At 37.4% G+C, this 18470-nt stretch carries 18 protein-coding genes; 5 read left to right on the top strand and 13 right to left on the bottom strand.

Translation table 11 applies throughout. The features are described from left to right. From H9650_RS12760 to H9650_RS12740, 5 genes are all read right to left on the bottom strand, one after another. Positions 1-948, bottom strand: a complete 948-nt coding sequence (locus H9650_RS12760; RefSeq protein WP_154312055.1) for an ABC transporter permease — start codon at positions 946-948, stop codon at positions 1-3. Then, positions 948-1883: an ABC transporter permease gene (locus H9650_RS12755; protein ID WP_144540885.1), complete on the bottom strand. Its 936-nt coding sequence runs from the start codon at positions 1881-1883 to the stop codon at positions 948-950. Before H9650_RS12755 ends, H9650_RS12760 begins: the two co-directional genes overlap by 1 nt. A 13-nt stretch (positions 1884-1896) precedes the next feature. Then, on the bottom strand, positions 1897-2721 hold the full coding sequence (locus H9650_RS12750) for a M55 family metallopeptidase (protein WP_144540883.1): 825 nt from the start codon (positions 2719-2721) through the stop codon (positions 1897-1899). A 210-nt stretch (positions 2722-2931) separates the two neighbouring features. After that, a complete protein-coding gene (locus tag H9650_RS12745; RefSeq protein WP_144540881.1) occupies positions 2932-3252 on the bottom strand; it encodes a hypothetical protein in 321 nt (106 codons plus the stop codon). A gap of 123 nt (positions 3253-3375) precedes the next feature. Continuing rightward, complete coding sequence (locus H9650_RS12740) at positions 3376-4113, bottom strand: cyclase family protein (RefSeq protein WP_144540879.1); 738 nt, start codon at positions 4111-4113, stop codon at positions 3376-3378. A gap of 394 nt (positions 4114-4507) precedes the next feature. Here H9650_RS12740 and H9650_RS12735 point away from each other — a divergent pair, with 394 nt between their 5' ends. From H9650_RS12735 to H9650_RS12725, 3 genes are all read left to right on the top strand, one after another. Continuing rightward, entirely contained in the window at positions 4508-5998 is a 1491-nt protein-coding gene (locus H9650_RS12735) for a glycine betaine uptake BCCT transporter (protein WP_151112010.1), read from the top strand. 107 nt (positions 5999-6105) lie between these two features. Continuing rightward, complete coding sequence (gene corA, locus H9650_RS12730; RefSeq protein ID WP_144540875.1) at positions 6106-7068, top strand: magnesium/cobalt transporter CorA; 963 nt, start codon at positions 6106-6108, stop codon at positions 7066-7068. A gap of 20 nt (positions 7069-7088) precedes the next feature. Further along, positions 7089-8183 (top strand): RtcB family protein, encoded by a 1095-nt coding sequence (locus tag H9650_RS12725; protein ID WP_191697376.1) that lies wholly within the window; start codon positions 7089-7091, stop codon positions 8181-8183. A gap of 61 nt (positions 8184-8244) precedes the next feature. On the opposite strand, the gene H9650_RS12720 is transcribed toward H9650_RS12725, so the two are convergent. The 4 genes from H9650_RS12720 to H9650_RS12705 form a co-directional block, all read right to left on the bottom strand. Continuing rightward, positions 8245-9054 carry a hypothetical protein gene (locus H9650_RS12720; RefSeq protein ID WP_191697375.1) on the bottom strand — a complete coding sequence of 270 codons (810 nt, stop codon included), beginning with the start codon at positions 9052-9054 and terminating at the stop codon, positions 8245-8247. 462 nt (positions 9055-9516) lie between these two features. After that, positions 9517-9891, bottom strand: coding sequence for a hypothetical protein (locus tag H9650_RS12715; protein ID WP_151112008.1), 375 nt, complete (start codon positions 9889-9891; stop codon positions 9517-9519). 18 nt (positions 9892-9909) lie between these two features. Beyond that, a complete protein-coding gene (locus tag H9650_RS12710) occupies positions 9910-10413 on the bottom strand; it encodes an acyl-CoA thioesterase (RefSeq protein ID WP_144540869.1) in 504 nt (167 codons plus the stop codon). A gap of 52 nt (positions 10414-10465) precedes the next feature. Continuing rightward, positions 10466-11428 carry a DUF4003 family protein gene (locus H9650_RS12705; RefSeq protein ID WP_191697374.1) on the bottom strand — a complete coding sequence of 321 codons (963 nt, stop codon included), beginning with the start codon at positions 11426-11428 and terminating at the stop codon, positions 10466-10468. A 93-nt stretch (positions 11429-11521) separates the two neighbouring features. On the opposite strand from H9650_RS12705, the gene rluF reads away from it, so the two are divergent. After that, positions 11522-12226 carry a 23S rRNA pseudouridine(2604) synthase RluF gene (gene rluF / locus H9650_RS12700; protein WP_191697373.1) on the top strand — a complete coding sequence of 235 codons (705 nt, stop codon included), beginning with the start codon at positions 11522-11524 and terminating at the stop codon, positions 12224-12226. A gap of 45 nt (positions 12227-12271) precedes the next feature. On the opposite strand, the gene H9650_RS12695 is transcribed toward rluF, so the two are convergent. Together H9650_RS12695 and H9650_RS12690 are read right to left on the bottom strand one after the other, a co-directional pair. Next, positions 12272-13813 carry a Mur ligase family protein gene (locus H9650_RS12695; protein WP_225216064.1) on the bottom strand — a complete coding sequence of 514 codons (1542 nt, stop codon included), beginning with the start codon at positions 13811-13813 and terminating at the stop codon, positions 12272-12274. Positions 13814-14078: 265 nt separating this feature from the next. Beyond that, positions 14079-14372 carry a DUF6509 family protein gene (locus tag H9650_RS12690; protein WP_154312049.1) on the bottom strand — a complete coding sequence of 98 codons (294 nt, stop codon included), beginning with the start codon at positions 14370-14372 and terminating at the stop codon, positions 14079-14081. A 96-nt stretch (positions 14373-14468) separates the two neighbouring features. Between H9650_RS12690 and H9650_RS12685 the strand changes: the two genes are divergently transcribed. Beyond that, the gene (locus H9650_RS12685; protein ID WP_144540072.1) at positions 14469-14651 is read left to right on the top strand and encodes a hypothetical protein; all 183 of its coding nucleotides are present in this window, start codon (positions 14469-14471) and stop codon (positions 14649-14651) included. 3 nt (positions 14652-14654) lie between these two features. Here the strand turns inward: H9650_RS12685 and H9650_RS12680 are convergent, their stop codons facing one another. Together H9650_RS12680 and H9650_RS12675 are read right to left on the bottom strand one after the other, a co-directional pair. Further along, positions 14655-15674: a serine hydrolase domain-containing protein gene (locus H9650_RS12680; RefSeq protein WP_191697371.1), complete on the bottom strand. Its 1020-nt coding sequence runs from the start codon at positions 15672-15674 to the stop codon at positions 14655-14657. A 23-nt stretch (positions 15675-15697) separates the two neighbouring features. Then, complete coding sequence (locus tag H9650_RS12675) at positions 15698-18319, bottom strand: cation-translocating P-type ATPase (RefSeq protein WP_191697398.1); 2622 nt, start codon at positions 18317-18319, stop codon at positions 15698-15700. Positions 18320-18470 lie beyond the last annotated feature (151 nt).

The raw sequence follows: 18470 nt of genomic DNA, 5'->3' as shown, positions 1-18470 counted from the left end.
TTACCTCCTAAGCTTTGGATCAAGGGCATCTTGTAAGCCGTCCCCTAATACGTTAAATGCAAACATCGTCACAGAGATAAAGAATGCAGGGAAAAACAGTCTCCACCAATGACCAGATAAAATTACAGGTAGTGCATCGTTTGCCATTACCCCCCAACTGGCAGCTGGTGCAGATACGCCTAACCCTAAAAAGCTAAGAAATGCTTCGGCGAATATAGCACTCGGAACCGTAAGAGTCATTTGTACTATAATCGGCCCCATTGTGTTTGGTAACAAATTTTTACGAATGATTCTAGAGCTTTTTGCACCAAAGGATTTGGATGCAGTTACAAATTCGTAGTTTTTAATCTGTAAAACTTGGCCCCGTACGATCCTGGCCATACCTACCCAGCCGGTTACAGTTAACGCAACGATAATAGTCGTAAGGCTTGGCCCCATAACTACCATCAATAAAATAACTACCAATAAATGCGGTAGACCATAAAGTACTTCAATGATGCGCATCATTATCGCATCGGCTCTTCCACCCTTATAACCACTAAAACCACCATAAATTACACCTATAAAGAAGTCGATCAATGCAGCCATTACCCCTACAAATAAGGAAACTCGTGCACCATACCATGTCCTTGTAAAAACATCTCGTCCTGCTTCATCTGTTCCAAACCAGTGCTCTGCCGATGGTCCTTGATTTTGCATTGGATAATTCATCTCATCCATAGAATATGGGGAAAAAATTGGTCCAAAAATAGCAAACAGAGTTAAAAGGATTAAAAAGAAAAGACCACCCATTGCCAGCTTATTTTTCTTTAACCTTCTCCAAGCATCCTTCCAATAGGATAAGGAAGGTCTTACAACGGATTCCGCCTCTCCGTCTGACTTTTCTTTAGGACGGAACCATTCATCCTTTATTTCCACCGGGGATACTATCTCTTGCGTTTTAGTCATTATGCATCCCCCTCTTTACGATGTAATTTAATACGTGGATCTAGTACTCCGTAAACAATATCTACTAAAAAGAGCATAAATACTAAGAATGCGCTATAAAATACTGTAGTTCCCATAATTACGGGATAGTCTCGATTGTTAATGCTTTCCACAAAATATTTTCCCATTCCCGGAATAGCAAAAATGCGTTCGATTACAAAGGTACCTGTCAAAATACCTGCCAGCATTGTACCCATAATTGTTACAACAGGCATTAAGGCGTTCCTTAAGGAATGTCGAAAAACAATTCTAGCTGGTGAAAGTCCTTTAGCTCTAGCCATTTTGATATAATCCTGTGTTAACACTTCTAGCATGCTGGAACGCGTTAAACGAGCAATAATTGCTGTAGGACCTGTGGCTAAGGCTAGAGTTGGAAGAATCATATGCAACGGACTACTCCAAGTAGCTGGAGGCAACAGTTCCCAATTTACCGCCACCTGTTGAATCAACAAAGTGGCCAAAACAAAGTTAGGAACTGATATACCAATAACAGCAAAGGTCATTGCTAAATAATCAATAATACCGTTATGCCGGAGGGCTGCCAATGTACCTAAAAGAACACCTGACAATAATGCAACTAAAATAGTCGACATACCCAGTTCAAAGGAAATTGGAAATCCCCTTGCCAACAGTTCGTTTACCGATTCATTTGGCTTCTTAATGGATGGTCCAAAATCAAACGTTACAATCGATTTTAAATAATTTAAATACTGCACATACATCGGTTGATCTAGCTTATAAAACTTTTCTAAGTTTGCTTGAATAGTAGGATTAGAAGTTCTTTCTCCATCAAATGGAGAGCCCGGTATCGTGTGCATTAATGCAAATGTTAGAGTTGCAATGATGAGGATTGTTGCAATCATCATTAAAAAACGCTTAATAATATACTTTGTCACGGAAGGCTTCCTCCTAACAGAATTTGGTTTGCATTGCTAGCTCTACCATGACAAGCATTGCACGATATGCTTCTAGAATGTCTTTTGCTTCAAATTTAACAATTGTTGTTCCTTCTATGATTTCACATCCTGGCATTAGTGCTGCCCACTCCGCTTGTCCATAATTAGTAAATTCAATTTTTAAAACAGGTTGTTCTGGTGGTATAAGTGGTAGTATTTCATCTCTTTTCTTAATAGCCTCTGCCATTTTTTCTTTAAGAAGAGCTTGTGACTTTTGAGGGTGTAGGGTTTTAACAGCAGACCTGGATATAGATTGTTTTACCGCAGCTGTTATAATACCTGGAATGAGAGCCTCCGCCTCTCTACAAGCTCCGTCATCTCCAGCAACCATAATGACAGGAACTCCATAATAACCAGCCACGTATGCATTAAGACCAAGCTCTCCTATTACTACATCATTGATATACATATTTCGAACTCCAAAAATCATAGAATGACTCATGACTCCTGGTTGTCCAGCTCTAGAATGGTATCCAGCAAAAACTGCTCCTATGTAGCTTGCATCTAAAGATTGAACCATAGAATATGGCTTTAAATCTCCGGTTATCAAAGATGCCTCTGGATGTAACTCCTCCACTAAAAGATTATTCATTTTGGAATGACTATCATTAACCAGTACCTCTTTAACACCTGTAGAAAGAGCACCCTCTACAATAGCATTGGCTTCCTGTGTCATTATTCGTCTTGCTCTTTCGTAATTATGCTTGTTCGACTCCACAAATGTGTAATCCGGCAGGCCTGTTATGCCCTCCATATCAACTGAAACAAATAACTTCATCTCTTCTTCCCCCAACCTTCAACTCTATTTTTCTATTGGTAAACATCACTTTATCAAAATATACGGAAAATTACAACATCTCGTTTTTGCTATCTATTGGCGGAATTATATAAAATAAAAAAGCAAATGCACCTCATATTAAGGGCATTTGCAATATTCGATAAATATAGACACTAAGCTGGTTAAGTCGACGCTACACTTCTATAGCTTTTAACGGAATCTAGAGAAAAAACCTCGATGGGCTCCCCCTTGGGATGGGTTGTTAACAGGGTATGCTTGTTGAACTCCTGGTACTACTACGGTTTCATTTGACTCTGTAACGAAATATTGAGGAACATTTACGATGTGCTCTCTATTGACATTTACAATTGGTTGAATGACTGGCTGCATTCTTGGTACGAAAGAGTCACTAACACGATATTGTGGTGGACAAACAATCGGTTCCGCTGCTGGTAATTGTCTTCGGCAACCACATGATTGACCCCAACCTTTTGTTTGGCCGCACGAATGACACATATGGTGATTATTCATTATTTTCACCTCCTCTTGCACTTATACTAATAGATGCAAGAAAGTGGCAGACAACCTAGACAAACACCTCAATGCCCAATAAAAAAGAATGCCTTTTTTTAAGACATTCTTTTTTTACTATGCTTAAGGTAATATGGCAAAGGACCTTACGGGAAATCCAGATGCTTTTTCAGGTTTTGGTACTATATTAAAAATCACTGAACCTTTGGCAGGGATCTTATCCAAGTTCGTTAACAGTTCGATTTGATATGTATCCTGTTCTAGCACGTAGTATTCTCCTAGTAATGTTCCGTTTCTTTGATAATCAATTGCCGAGTCAGTATCAAATGTTTCATGACCAATAGCTTTAATCTTTCTTTGCTCAAACAAAAATTTTAATGCTTCTATTCCCCATCCTGGAGCTCGATTATTCCCTTCCTTATCCTTATTATTAAACGCTTCTACATCTGGCCAGCGCTTGCTCCAATCTGTTCTAAGCGCTACAAACGCACCCTCTTCAATTTCCCCATGCTCTTCTTCAAACGATATAATATCTTCTTTTGTTAAAGTATAATTATTGTCCTCCGTCGCTTCCTTAGACTTATCAATTACCACTAAAGGAAGGACCAGTTCTTTTAAATCTAGTTCCTCTAAATAACGAGTGTCTCTTACAAAATGAATTGGAGCATCAATATGTGTTCCATACTGACCTGCAAATGTAAAAGCTTGGGCAAAAAAACCGTCATCATGGTTAAACAATGTTTTTATTTCTGCAGCATCAAATGCTGAAAAATGTGGGGAGTTGGGACCGAAAGTATGTGTAAGATCTACCCATTGTTTTTCTTTTAATACTTTTAAAGCCTGCAGCAGTTCTAATGACATTTGTTCATTTCTCCTTTATGTAAGATTGTTGAAACAAAACTACACCCCTATTTAAATAAGAAGAGGTTTACACATCCATGTTATAATCTCGCTTCTTCTTTAAGACCTATGACCCCTAGAATTTAGCAATATGTAGGCTTTTTATAACTATTAATATATATTGGTTAAAATTAGATTAAATTTAATCAGTTAAGCTGTCAATAAAATAGTTATTTTATTCAAATAATTTAAACTTTTTATATTTCATACAAAATAACTAGTTTAAATGTTTAATTATATTAAAAAATGGCTATAAATATAAACAATACGATGATTTTGGGTATATGGGTTGATTAAACAACTTTATCTTAGTATAGTATTACACTTAACTTAGTTGATTTTAAAAGGAGGAAACATGAAGAATATTTCAAAAGTATTTTATATTACAATAGGCCTTATCATTTTGGCCGTCGGGTATGGAGCCCTAGCTCCCGAGAGTTTTGAGGCTATTACTACTCGTGCTAAAACATTTGTTTCCACAACATTTGGTTGGTATTACATGCTACTCATGTCCGTTATGGTATTAATTAGCATCTTTTTTATCTTCAGTCCCTACGGGAAAATACGATTAGGGAAGGATACCGATCGACCAGATTTCAGTTTAATATCTTGGCTTGCCATGCTATTTTCAGCAGGTATGGGAATCGGACTTGTCTTCTACGGAGCCGCTGAACCTCTATCTCACTTCGCAACTAGTCCTGCCACTGAAGACCCTAATACGAATGCTGCATTTAAAGAAGCCTTACGACAATCCTTTTTCCATTGGGGATTCCATGTATGGGCTATGTATGGAGTAGTTGCCTTATCTCTTGCTTACTTCCAGTTCCGCAAAGGGGAACCGGGATTAATTTCATCAACGCTGAAGCCAATCTTCGGCAAAAAAATGGAAGGTCCTTGGGGCGTCCTTGTCGATGTGCTAGCTGTTTTTGCTACAGCATTTGGAGTAGCAACTTCCCTTGGCTTCGGCGCTGTTCAAATTAACGGAGGTCTTAACTATTTATTTGGTGTTGAAATGGGCATCTTCTCACAATTTGTCATTATTGCGGTTGTTACTGTCTTATTCATAGGATCTGCATGGTCTGGCCTAAGTAAGGGCATTAAATATCTTTCCAATCTTAACTTAGTCCTAGCTATTGCTCTTTTAGTTTTTGTAATTGTTTTAGGACCAACCTTACTAATCTTGAACATGTTCACGGATTCATTTGGTGGTTACTTATCAAATATCGTCCAAATGAGCTTCAGTACTGCTCCACTAGATTCTTCCAACCGAGAATGGTTAGATATGTGGACAATATTCTACTGGGCTTGGTGGATTTCGTGGGCACCATTTGTTAGTATGTTCATTGCCCGCGTTTCTAAAGGAAGAACCATTCGTGAATTTATGCTCGGAGTACTAGTCGTACCCACTCTTTTGAGCGCCATTTGGTTCTCATCTTTTGGTACAACAGCGATTGATTTACAAAAGAAAGGCCTTGCAGATTTAGCAAGTCTTCCGACAGAATTGACTATTTTTGAAATGTTTAATACAATGCCATTCTCTTTAATCATTTCTCTATTTGCAATTCTTTTAATCGCATCTTTCTTTATCACATCTGCAGACTCTGCAACATTTGTTCTCGGTATGCAGTCGACCAATGGTTCACTAACGCCACCTAATAGCGTTAAACTTACATGGGGCGTTATTCAATCGACCGTTGCACTTATTTTATTGTCGGTTAATGGACTCACCGCCTTACAAAACACTATCATTATAGCGGCTCTGCCATTTTCTTTCATAATGATACTTATGATCATATCACTATTTAAATCACTAAATGATGAAGCTAAGTTAATAAAGAAAAAATAAACAAAAAAAATGCCAGGATTATTCCTTGGCATTTTTTGTTTTAATTTATTTTTTAAGGGATATTATGAGATAATATACAAAGAACTGGTTGAAAGTGTGGTTTACTCATGATAAAGACGATAGGTAGAACAACTAGCCAAGAAATAATTATGGATTTTCCATTAGAATACATACAAACGAATCAACTAGAATGGTATTGGGTCGATATTGGCGAGCCTACCAAGGAAGAAGAGAAGCTCTTAAGTACTTTCTTCCACTTTCACCCTCTCGCTATTGAAGACTGTTTATTAATGCTTCAACGTCCAAAAATGGATCACTATGAGCAACACGAATTTTTTGTCCTTCATACCTTTAATGAGAAACTGATGGAGGCAGAGGAGTTAAATTTATTCGTTGGTAAGGACTTTGTAGTTACTTTTCATTTCCCACCGATGAGAGAGTTAAATGATGCGAGAGAGCGTATTAAGCTATATTCTAATGGTTGGGATAGAGGAACCATGCTCGTCACTTATAATATTGTGGATAAAGTGGTAGACACTTACTTTCCAATTGTTTACCATATCGAAGATTATTTGAATGAAGTAGATGATAAGTTATCAATGGATATGAATCACTTGTCTATGGATCAGGTATTTGACCTACGTAGTGACTTATTGCGTTTACGAAGAACCATCATTCCTATGCGAGATCTGCTATACCGGGTGATGTATTCAGAACGCATTAATTTAAATCAGATGGAACGGGCATATTTCGATGACATTTATGATCATCTTCTAAAACTAACAGAGATGGTAGAAGCAAATCGAGAGCTAACCGCAGATATAAGGGATAGCTATGATTCGATCAATGCTAGTCGGATGAATCGAATTATGATGATACTAACCATTGTATCTACTGTATTCATCCCTTTAACGTTTATCGTCGGAGTGTATGGCATGAACTTTTCCAATATGCCTGAATTGGAGTGGAAATATGGTTACTTTACCGTGGTTGCTTTAATGATAGTTATTGCGACTGGAATGATTGCTTGGTTCAAATACAAGGGCTGGTTTAATCTGTTTAGAAATTAAAAATTATTTGAGGTGATTGCGTGATTGAAATTAAAGGTACACATAATAATGCGGTGGTTTATACGGATACAATAGAAGACACAGCCAAATCTCAGGTAGAGCAGCTTTGTAGTCTACCCTTTCTCCAAGATACTAAGATTAGAATGATGCCCGATTTACATGCCGGAAAAGGTTGCACAGTGGGCACTACTATGACTATTACCGATAAAGTGGTTCCAAATTTTGTAGGCGTCGATTTAGGCTGTGGAATGATATGTGCAAAGCTTGATACAACGAAAGAAAAAGTGGATTTTGCAAAGCTCGATAAGACTATTAAAAAAAATGTACCGAGCGGAACTCGCATTCGACAAAAAGAGCATCGAAATACTATAGAAATTCCTTTTGAAGAGGTATCTGCTCCTATCAATGAGCAACGCGCACGGCTGAGTCTTGGTACACTTGGAGGAGGCAACCACTTTATAGAACTCAATGAAGGCGAAGACGGTAGTATCTATCTAGTGATTCACTCTGGAAGCAGAAACTTAGGAAAACAGATTGCTGAGCATTATCAACAAGTAGCATCTGATGCATTAGGTAATAGCGTATCAAGGGACCTTGCTTATGTAGAGGGAGACAATATGAAGGATTATTTATACGATCTTTCTATTGCCCAGAAGTACGCGGCTTTTAACCGCAAAACAATGGTTGACGTTATTTGTAGAGGGATGAATTGGAGTGTCCAATCCGAGTTTGACACCATTCATAACTATATTGATTTAGACAACATGATTTTGCGAAAGGGAGCAATATCTGCACAGAATGGTGAAATAGTTATTATTCCAATGAATATGCGCGATGGTTCACTTATCTGTCGTGGAAAGGGAAATCCCGAATGGAATTATTCTGGCCCCCATGGAGCAGGTCGCCTCATGAGTAGGTCTCAAGCAAGAAAACAAGTAGCTTTGGAGGACTTCCAAGCTTCTATGGAAGGAATTTGGAGCACCTCTGTCGTTTCAAGCACTGTAGACGAGTCTCCTTTTGCATATAAGGCTATGAAGGATATCCTTGCGCATATTGATGAAACCGTAGATGTATTGGAAGTTATTAAACCGATTTATAACTATAAGGCGCACTAAGAACGCCAGAGAGGTTGATCATGATAATTTCATGTTCAACCTCTCTTTTTACTTATGGCCATCAAGACTGGTTTGCTGTCCAATAATAGAACAAAGCAGTAAAGGTTAGCTTTTCTATATTTGAAAGTCCTTCTGCAAGTGAAACATGAACATTCATCCCTTGTAGCTCAAAAGCCGGGTGGGTAGCATAAGGAAACATACCAAAACGATAGGATGCTAATTTTTTGCCATTAAAGTCGTTTATATCTATATCTCCATACATACTTTTTGCTTCCATTTGATGTGTTTTTTCACGATTTGAATCAAACACAATTGCTCTGTTTTTTACTGAAAAAATTGGAAGTACTGCCGTTGAAAGATGTACTTGGTTATGATCATATACTTCTATTTGCATAAATTTGAGTTTGTTCGCAATAGTAAACTTGCTAACCAATTGACCGTCCATCGTTACAACATCATAAGTAACCGGTAATAACATTCCCTTTCGGATAAATGGAAATGCATTAAGCCTTCTTACAACTGGCTGCTCCTCCGTAGGACTGATGCTATAAAGTCTCTCACCAGTATGAGACACTAAATAGCTCCTCGGAATAATGGAGACATCACTTTGGTAGTTTAATTCCTTTAATGGAAATTCGGAAGAAAATTGTTGTGTATCTGTCTTTTGCTCTATTGGTAATTTGTTGGCTGCTTGCTGAAACATGAAGGCTACGCTAAATAATATAACTAGTGTCCACCCCATCGTTATATGTAGTTCAAAATCCTTTAATAGGGAGTCTCTAAAGATTATAACTAACGATATGTACATGACTAAACCAATTAGGCATCCCATTTTGGCATATTGGGCGGTACGTTCATATATGTGCTTCATCTTAATCACCTCTACTATTTTACGATAATCTCTAGAAATAGTTTCAAGAAAACCGCAAGCGTCCTTTAAGTTCAAAACAGTGAGGACAGACTTATTCTCTATCATTATCGTAAAAATTTTGGAGATGATGGTCTTTTACCCTCCTACCACCGCATTTAGTAGCTTCTGGTGTATCTAACTATTGTCTATTATAAAAAACCGTTCTCTTAAAAAGCTTTTCTACTTTATCCATTTTATACACATGAATCACTTTGTTGATTGTAGCGGCAGGCGGCGACTCCAGCGGGATGAGTGAGACAAATAAGACATCACAACGACGCGCAAGCGACGGTGATGGCTTATCGCTCACCCCGCGGAACGCGTCCGCCTAAAGTGGAGATCAACCATTTATTATTCAAAATGAATTTTATATTTTTCCATTCAAAAATCCCTCCAGAAAAATTATATCCTGGAGGGGTTTTACTAATGCTCTAGAGCACGTTTAAACAATTTTTTTAGGAATTGCCAGAGGACATAAAGACCGATCGCTAAAAACAATACGAGTAGTATTGTTTCTACTGCTGAAGGTAGACTAAATGGCTCTATAAAAATTTGAAGCAACACCAACAAATATACAATACCTGCAATTCCTGCAATAATAACAACTCCCATTATCGCAAGCTGTGAGTAGGAGAGCTGTTTTATCTGGTGACGATGTATGAATAATTCTAATACGATTACCAGTAGAATGACGGTAAATGTAATAGTTACCTCATGTAAGTAAATGGAATTTATTAAATAGATAGCAAGAAATAAAATCATTAGGTACTTATAATTTTCATCGACTAGCTTTAGCATACAGCCACCCACCTGCTCTTAGTATTTCATATTTAACCGTTGTCTTCGATGCTCACGTCTTGCTGGACCCGTTTCGTATAAACGTTTTTCATCTTCCGTTTCAGGATGTATGCCCGGCACCGGAACTGGTTTACCTTCTTCATCTACAGCTACCATTGTTACAAATGACTCCGTTGTCAGCTTCTCTGCACCTGTCAGGAGGTTCATGGAAGTCACTCGTACATACACCTCCATGGAAGTGCGTCCTGTCGAAGATACAATTGCATCTAGTTCAATTACATCTCCAACTTTCGCTGAAGATAAAAAGTCTACTGAGTCAATAGAAGCAGTAACTACAGCACCTTTTGCATGCTTCATAGCGGTGATTGCTGCTATTTCGTCTATAAACGCCAAAACTTTTCCACCAAATATTGTTTCATGGTGGTTAGTGTCTGGAGGTAAGATTAAATGGGTTTGAATGGTTCTTGATTGACTCATTGGATTTGTATTCACAATAATCTCTCCTTGATGATTAACTTCCATAAGATCTTAAGTATTACTTAAAATCTTATTAACTTAGTATAACATTTCTTCTTTAATTTGAGTTGGATGAAGACGCGATACTGGTAGCTGCAATGGAAGAAATCATCATTGCCTGTTGCGCTTGAATAAGCATTTCAAGAGAAGTAGCCATCGATATAGCGGCTGTTTCATACACATTCTTCGAAGATTTCAAGGACAAACCAAATGCAATAGGGAGTGCGGATTCCTTATACCAAGAGAATAGCTTCATACTAGTCAATGCTCTATAAGATTCTACAATGTCCATGAGCTCACTTTCGTTCAATTTTAATGCAGCCATAAAACCGATTATTGGATACTGTGGAGTAGAGACTTTAATCTTTACACTTTTCATTCCATCTCTAATAACTACGACCCTTGACACCGCTTCTGGATCGAAATGTAAATTCGTATATGTTAGAACCTGGGACATCCACTGCAACTCATTTCCAGGGTAGAATTTATGATTTTTTAACTCCTCATAGTATCTATTCATCGTTTCTGCGCGTACAGCAGTATCCCCTTCCAGCTTACCTAGGAACATAGCGTACGGGTAATCATCACTAGCTGTCAAAAAGCGATGATGGACTTTCATAGCTGCCATCAGATCTTTTGCTCGACTAATCTCATAATCCCATTGTTCTTTTTCATCCGACATCATTAAGGCAGCGAGATATGAGTAATTGTTCATCTTAAACGAATTTTTCTTTAGTTCCTCGACTTTTACTAGCAACAGATCTACCGCTTCCTCCGGCTCTAATCCACTAACATCCAGTGTTGCAGTAAATAGTGGCTGAAGCTGCGAACGTAAAGGAGAGAACATACTCACTCGTTTCTTAATAATTTCGGATATTTCCTTGAACCTTTTCTTATCGATTTCCTTATCCAATGCCGCGTAATATCCTGCAAGGGACAATATTATTCTTTTGTCTATACTCCACCCCAAAAGCTCTTTCAGTTCATTATAAGTTGCCTCTATTTTTTGTACATCTAACAATTTCCTCACTCCTTTACTTTTTTACTGTTTAATATCCATAAAGGTTTCACTAATTTGTTATACTATTACCACTAAGAAAAGTAGGTGTTGAATATGCGTATTAATAAATACTTAAGTGAGTCTGGGATAGTATCAAGACGTGGAGCGGATAAGTGGATTGCAGATGGCAAAGTAACTATTAACGGGAAATTGGCCGAACTCGGTAGCCAAGTGGAGGACGGTGATGATGTCCGAGTCGACGGTAAGCCGGTGGTTGTCGAACAGCCTCTAGTATATCTCGTTTTAAATAAACCCGTTGGAATCACAAGTACAACGGAACGCCACATAAAAGGAAATATTGTAGACTTTGTTAACCACCCTCTTCGCATCTTTCATATTGGACGTTTAGATAAGGATTCAGATGGTCTGATTTTGTTAACAAACGATGGAGATATAGTAAATGAAATATTACGTTCAGAAAACAAACATGAAAAAGAGTATATCGTTACAGTTAACGAAAAAATTACTGATACATTCATTGAAAAAATGGCTTCAGGAGTAAATATTCTTGGGACTAAAACATTGCCGTGTAAAGTTAGAAAGATGGGTCCTAACACATTTAATATTATATTGACTCAAGGTTTGAATCGGCAGATTAGAAGAATGTGCTCTGCACTAGGATTTACCGTAAAGAGACTTCAACGTGTGCGTATAATGAATATCTCGATTGAAGGACTTACTATTGGAGAATGGCGTGAACTGACAGAGCAGGAACGAAAAAAATTATTTGCCCAATTAAATTACGCCCCAAAACGATAGTATTAGAAAAGCAGTCCTACATTTAATGTATGGACTGCTTTTAAATTAGGAATTACCAGCTACACGTTTTTCTAATGGCTGATATAATTTCTTTTTATCTACATCTGGTAGGATGGTTTCTAACTGTTCCAGTGCAATTTTTGCACCGTAGTCCATTCCCTGACAGCCACCTAAAAGTACTAAATCTCCTTCGGAAACTTCTCTTAGACTAGAACTGATGGCTTCTGGAAGTTCCTCATATAGACGAACAGTAATACCTGCTTCATCCATTACTTCTTTGAATACGGCAAGCTCTTGGTCGGAAACAACATCCTTTTGAGTAACATGGGAACGACTTAAAGTAGCAATTACCTCATCAATACCTAATCTTGGTGCCCACTTGGCAATTGCCTCCGCATTTTCTCTATTAACAATTACTCCTCTGTCCCCACGAATAGCATAGACGAGGGAAATACGATTAAAATCCATTTTTTCTAACGTGCCAAGTGTTATATCTATATTTCCGCTGTTTGCAAAGTGATCATCGATTATTTTAAAATCGTCTTCAAAAATGATTTCAAAACGTCTCTCCACCCCTACAAACTCAAATAAGCTCTTTTGAATCGTCTTAACAGGAACTCCACATAACAATCCTGCAACAATACTTACCATTGAGTTATAAACAGAATGATATCCAGGTGTAGAAAGTTCAATAGAGAATTGTTGACGAGGAATTACAACATCTTCTGCCACTAAATCTCTTTGAATCTCTACCGTAAATTTCGCTCGTCCAGTTGATAAGTCTAAATCCTTACATATTACATCTGCTGACTGTTCTTCTATTCCAATTGTAATAACTGAAGCTTTCGTTTTATTTACTAGTGAGGCTGAATACGCATCATCTAAATTTAAAATTGCTATTTTGTCTGCACCAGCGTTACGTATTAAACTTGATTTGTGCTCAAAATACTTTTCAAAGGATGAATGTAAATCAATATGCTCTCTACTTATATTATTTAACGTCACTATGTCAAAATCGACACAGCCTACACGATTTAACTCCAATGCAGAGGACGAAACCTCCATTGTAGCGTGAGTTACACCTTCGTCTACCATCTTAGCGTAAAATCTCTGTAAATCGAGAGATTCTGGTGTGGTTAGTTCTGAAGGCTCTGCATAATCACCAATTTTAACTACTACAGTTCCCATTAAACCTGTTTTAAGACCATGATTCTCTAAAATAGCATTAGTCATAAAGGAAGTAGATGTCTTTCCATTAGTAGCGGTAATACCTATTGTTTTAAGCTTACGTGTTGGATGACCGTAGTAAGCAGATGCAAGTGCAGCTAAAGCTTTACGTGCATCCTCCACTTTGTATTGTGGTACTTCTAAAGCGTCTATAAAATCCTCTACTACGAGTGCCACCGCACCATTTTCTACAGCTTGTCCAGCAAATTTATGGCCGTCCGCCTTAAAGCCTTTTATACAAACGAATACTTGTCCTTCCTCCACCTTACGTGAATTATAAGCAAGTCCTGTAATATTAATATTTTTAGCATTTTTGACGTCAATTATAGATAGTTGATTCATCAAATTTGTTAGTTCCATCAAAATAGCCACCTTTTATTTGTAAAATCTTCTCTGTCAATTTTACATCAATTCAAATAAGAAGGAAACTAAAAGGGAAACCAAGATTCCGGAAAAGGCGTTACCAAAATAGTCCTTCAATTGAATCAATTTCATAATTGGTGTTTATACGGACAAATAAAACTGTCACCCGCATGCTATTACAATTGGGAAAGTGCCATTTACGAAATTACTTCAACTATAAAAATAAAAAGGTCGTAAGATTTTCTTCTTACGACCTCACTTTTTATTCTACTTCGCTATAATGTTCTACACAAAAAGCAAGCACAACTGACTCTTCACTTTCCTCTAAACCGTAATCTAATACTTTTCCATCTTTACGATCAAGGAAATGATATTGTACAATCTTTGACTCCGTATCTAAAACAGCTAAAATAACTCGTAAGTCTAATGAGCTTGCCTCTTCAAATAATTCGTCGTCCTCCGGAACCTCAAAGCCTAGTAAAAATTCATATCGGTCACCTGCAATAATTCCTGTTGGATCCTTTATCTTTTCAACCTCATAAGATGTTATATTCAAAAAGTCCACCTCCGTCTATAGTTTATCATTTTTACAGAGCATTTTCTTATTTAGTTAGCTATAATAGAGAGATTAAAATAGAGAAGGAGAATCACCATGCTTAATCCAGAAAAAATAATTTATATTCTTGTTCCCGTCTTTCTTCTCCTATTGGTGTTTGGGGATGGACTTAATAATATCGTCTATTCTATCTTATCTTTTCTTTTAGGAATATCGATGCTCTATCTAGCATTTACGCTGTTACGTAAACAACGTGAGGAGCGAAAGAATCGTAAATAAGGATTAAAGCTCTTGTGTTTGCTCAATCACTTTCAGCATAGCAAAAGCACCCTTAGACTTATTGGAGCAGACTGCAAGTTTAATTTGTTGAGCTGGATAGTAGGCTGAATGAAAGCTAACACCAGGGTCATATCCCATCACATGATACTTTTTAATATTGTTCCCACTTTTCTTTATACATACTCCGTATCCGTAGTAATCATCATCTTGTTCCTGTACATGTGGATAAAGCAAGGCAGATGTGGTTTTCTCACTTAAAAATGTATTATCTAAAAGGGCCTCCCAGAAAAGAACCATATCCGCTGCTGTGATAAATGCTCCGCCATCTGCGCCCCCTTGGACAGGTATAGAATATATATTCGTTTTCCATGTCCCATCTGCTTTGTCTATATAGCCTAAGGCTGTATTTTTAGGTAGTGCATCCATTGCAAAATAACCTGAGCTTTTCATTCCTGCTTTTTCAAATATATTTTTTTCTATATATTGTTGAAAGGACAATCCTGAAGCCTGTTCTATTATTAATCCAAGTAAAATATATCCTGCGTTATTGTAATGAAATCTTTCTCCTGGGTTGAATTTCATCTTCCCTTCCTGAAAAAATGGTAAGAAATCCTCCAGCTTACGCATATGATACATCGGCTTATCTATCCATAGTTCCTCAAAGTCTTCCATAATTTCTTCATCAAAATAGTCTGGTATTCCAGAAGTATGTGTTAGCAGATGATGAATAGTTATTGATTCATCAAAATAAGGGAAATTATAAGACAAGCAATCCTTTAACTTTTGGTCAAAATACAATTTCCCTGCCTCTACTAACTGACTAACAGCTACTGCAGTAAAAATCTTACAGCCTGAAGCAATACCATATCTAGTGTCTGCTATGTTAGACAATTCCTCCGAACGATTGGCATAACCAAAACTACATTCTGCTAGTGTAGACTTCCCTTGTTTTACGAAAATACTCCCTGAAAACTGAGACTCTCTTTGAGCTAAGATAATTTGTTGATCTATTGAGTTCTTCATTTTATTTCCCCCATATGAATCTTCTATTTTTTAACAATCTTCACTACTTCATTTAAGACTAAAGGAAGTAGGCTTAGTCCAATAACAATTAACCAATCTCTAGCTTGTAACGACTGTACACTAAATAATTCAGAGATAGGCCCAACAGAAACAATGACCACCTGCAGTGCCACACCTAACAGTGTGGAATAGACTAACAGTTTGTTTTTAAATAATCCTGCTTTAAAAACTGATTGGTTCATAGAACGAAAGTTAAAAGAATGAATAAGCTGAGAAAAGCTTAAAGTGATAAATGCCATGGTTTGAGCATGTGTAAGCAATTCCTCCGAGACATTACTTGTGACTCCTTTTAGACCAATTAAGAAGGCTGCTAAAGTAATAATACCTATTAAAAGTCCGTTCAATAATAAGAACGGAAGCATCCCGTGAAATAATTGTTCCTTTTTAGGTCTTGGCTTTTCCTTCATCACTCCTGGTTCCTCAGGATCCATACCAAGAGCTAGAGCTGGGAAAGTATCCGTTACTAAGTTTACCCATAAAATATGGATAGAACGTAGTGGTGTCGGCCAGCCGGCAATAATTGCAAAAAACAATGCAATAATTTCCCCTAAATTACAGGACAATAAGAAAATAATGGACTTTTTAATATTTTTATAAATATTTCGTCCTTCTTCAACTGCCTTAACAATGGAGGCAAAATTGTCGTCCGTTAGTACCATGTCTGAGGCACCTTTTGCAACATCCGTTCCAGTAATCCCCATAGCCACTCCTATATCGGCCTCTTTTAAGGATGGTGCATCATTCACTCCATCACCCGTCATCGAAACAGTGTTACCTGCTGCCTTCATCCCTTGCACAATTTTAACCTTATGTTCTGGAGAAACTCGTGCAAATACATTAATCTTCTTACATGTCTCTATTAGTTTTTCTTGCTCTAAGGAGTCTAACTCTATTCCTTCCATGACCTCAGAATCTGATGAAGCTATTCCAAGATCCTTTGCAATAGCAAATGCTGTGTCTTTATGATCTCCCGTAATCATTACTGTGCGAATACCTGCACTTTTACAAAGAGCAATTGAGTCCTTTACCTCTAACCTTGGAGGATCAATCATACCTACGAACCCTACGAAAATCAGGTCCTTTTCTGCCTGTTCAACAGCTACATCATTTTCCAACTTGTATGCTGCTGCCAGCACTCGAAGTGCTGAGCTAGACATAGAATGGGAGGCATTTAAAATACATTCTTTATCCGCCTCTGTTAATGTTTTAACTTCTCCATTCATCCAGATTCTATTACAACGACCAAGTAAGCGATCAATTGCCCCTTTTGTCATATAATAGTAGCCATCTTCAGATTTATGGATCGTTGTCATTAGCTTGCGTTCAGAATCAAATGGAATTTCCGCAACTCTTTGAAGCTCAGCCTCTAACAGTGTTTTTTCTAATCCATGATTTACTCCTGCTACAATTAACGCAATTTCTGTTGGATCTCCTGTTTCTGCATCCTTTGTATAAGTAGCATCATTACATAAAACAAAAATTTTCATTAAATGCTCATGTCCAGCACCAGCTCGCCCTAAATCTGCTATCTCTTGAATCTCTCCATTCAAGAAAAATTTAGTTACAGTCATTTTGTTTTGTGTAAGCGTACCTGTTTTGTCAGAACAAATAACGTTAACAGACCCCAAGGCCTCAACGGCTGGGAGTTTACGAATGATTACATTTTGTTTAATCATTCTTTGCACGCCAATTGCCAACACAATTGAAACAATTGCAGGCATCCCCTCTGGAATTGCTGCAACTGCAAGACTGATTGCGATCATGAACATTTCTAGTAAATCTCTTCCTTGAATCATGCCGATTAAAAAGATAAGTAAGGAAATACCTATTGCAGCAAAACCTAGATACTTACCTACCTGTGCTAAGCTTTTTTGTAATGGAGTCTGTTCATCGACTGTATGTAACATCCCTGCTATTTTACCAATTTGTGTATTCATACCTGTTCCTACTACCACACCTGTTCCCCTACCTGCAGTGACAAGTGTAGACATGAATAACATATTTTTTTGGTCTCCCAGCGGAATAGTCTTTTCCTCCACATTAAGTGTTGTATATGCATCTTTTTCCACTGGAACAGATTCTCCAGTTAATGCCGCTTCCTCTACCTTAAGATTAGCGGATTCAATTAATCGGATATCACACGGTATATACGATCCTGCTCCTACCACCACTATATCCCCAGAGACTACTTCAATGGAGTCAATCTCTTTAGTTTGACCATCTCTTTTCACTACCGCTCTCGGAGTGGACATATTTTTTAGCGCTTCCAATGCTTCCTCTGCTTTTGACTCTTGTATGACTCCAACAATGGCATTGATAATAACTACTATCCCAATAATAATGGCGTCAGTTATTTCTCCTACAAAAGCAGATACAAATGCAGCAATAATAAGAACATAAATAAGCACATTATTAATTTGGGCAAAAATTCTTTCTGGCCATGACTTCCTTTTAACAGTTGCCAATCGATTTGGACCATTTTTTTCTAACCTTTGCCTGGCTTCCTCGGTTGTTAGTCCACCTTGTACATTCACTTGCAACTCTTTTGCTATCTCTTCAGAAGATTTTTTATACCACATGGATATTCTCTCCTCCTCTTTAAGGATATCTTACCTTAATAAATACATTATAATGTAAAAAATAATAGTTATAGCAGAATTTTTAGAATGCTTTAGAATTTTAAATGTTTTATTTGTGACAATAGAATATAAAGAGGAGTAATTGCAGGGTCTAAAT

This window comes from Psychrobacillus faecigallinarum, from assembly GCF_014836595.1.
GTDB classification, from domain to species: Bacteria; Bacillota; Bacilli; order Bacillales_A; family Planococcaceae; genus Psychrobacillus; species Psychrobacillus faecigallinarum.
This window is presented reverse-complemented; position numbering and strand designations above follow the sequence as displayed.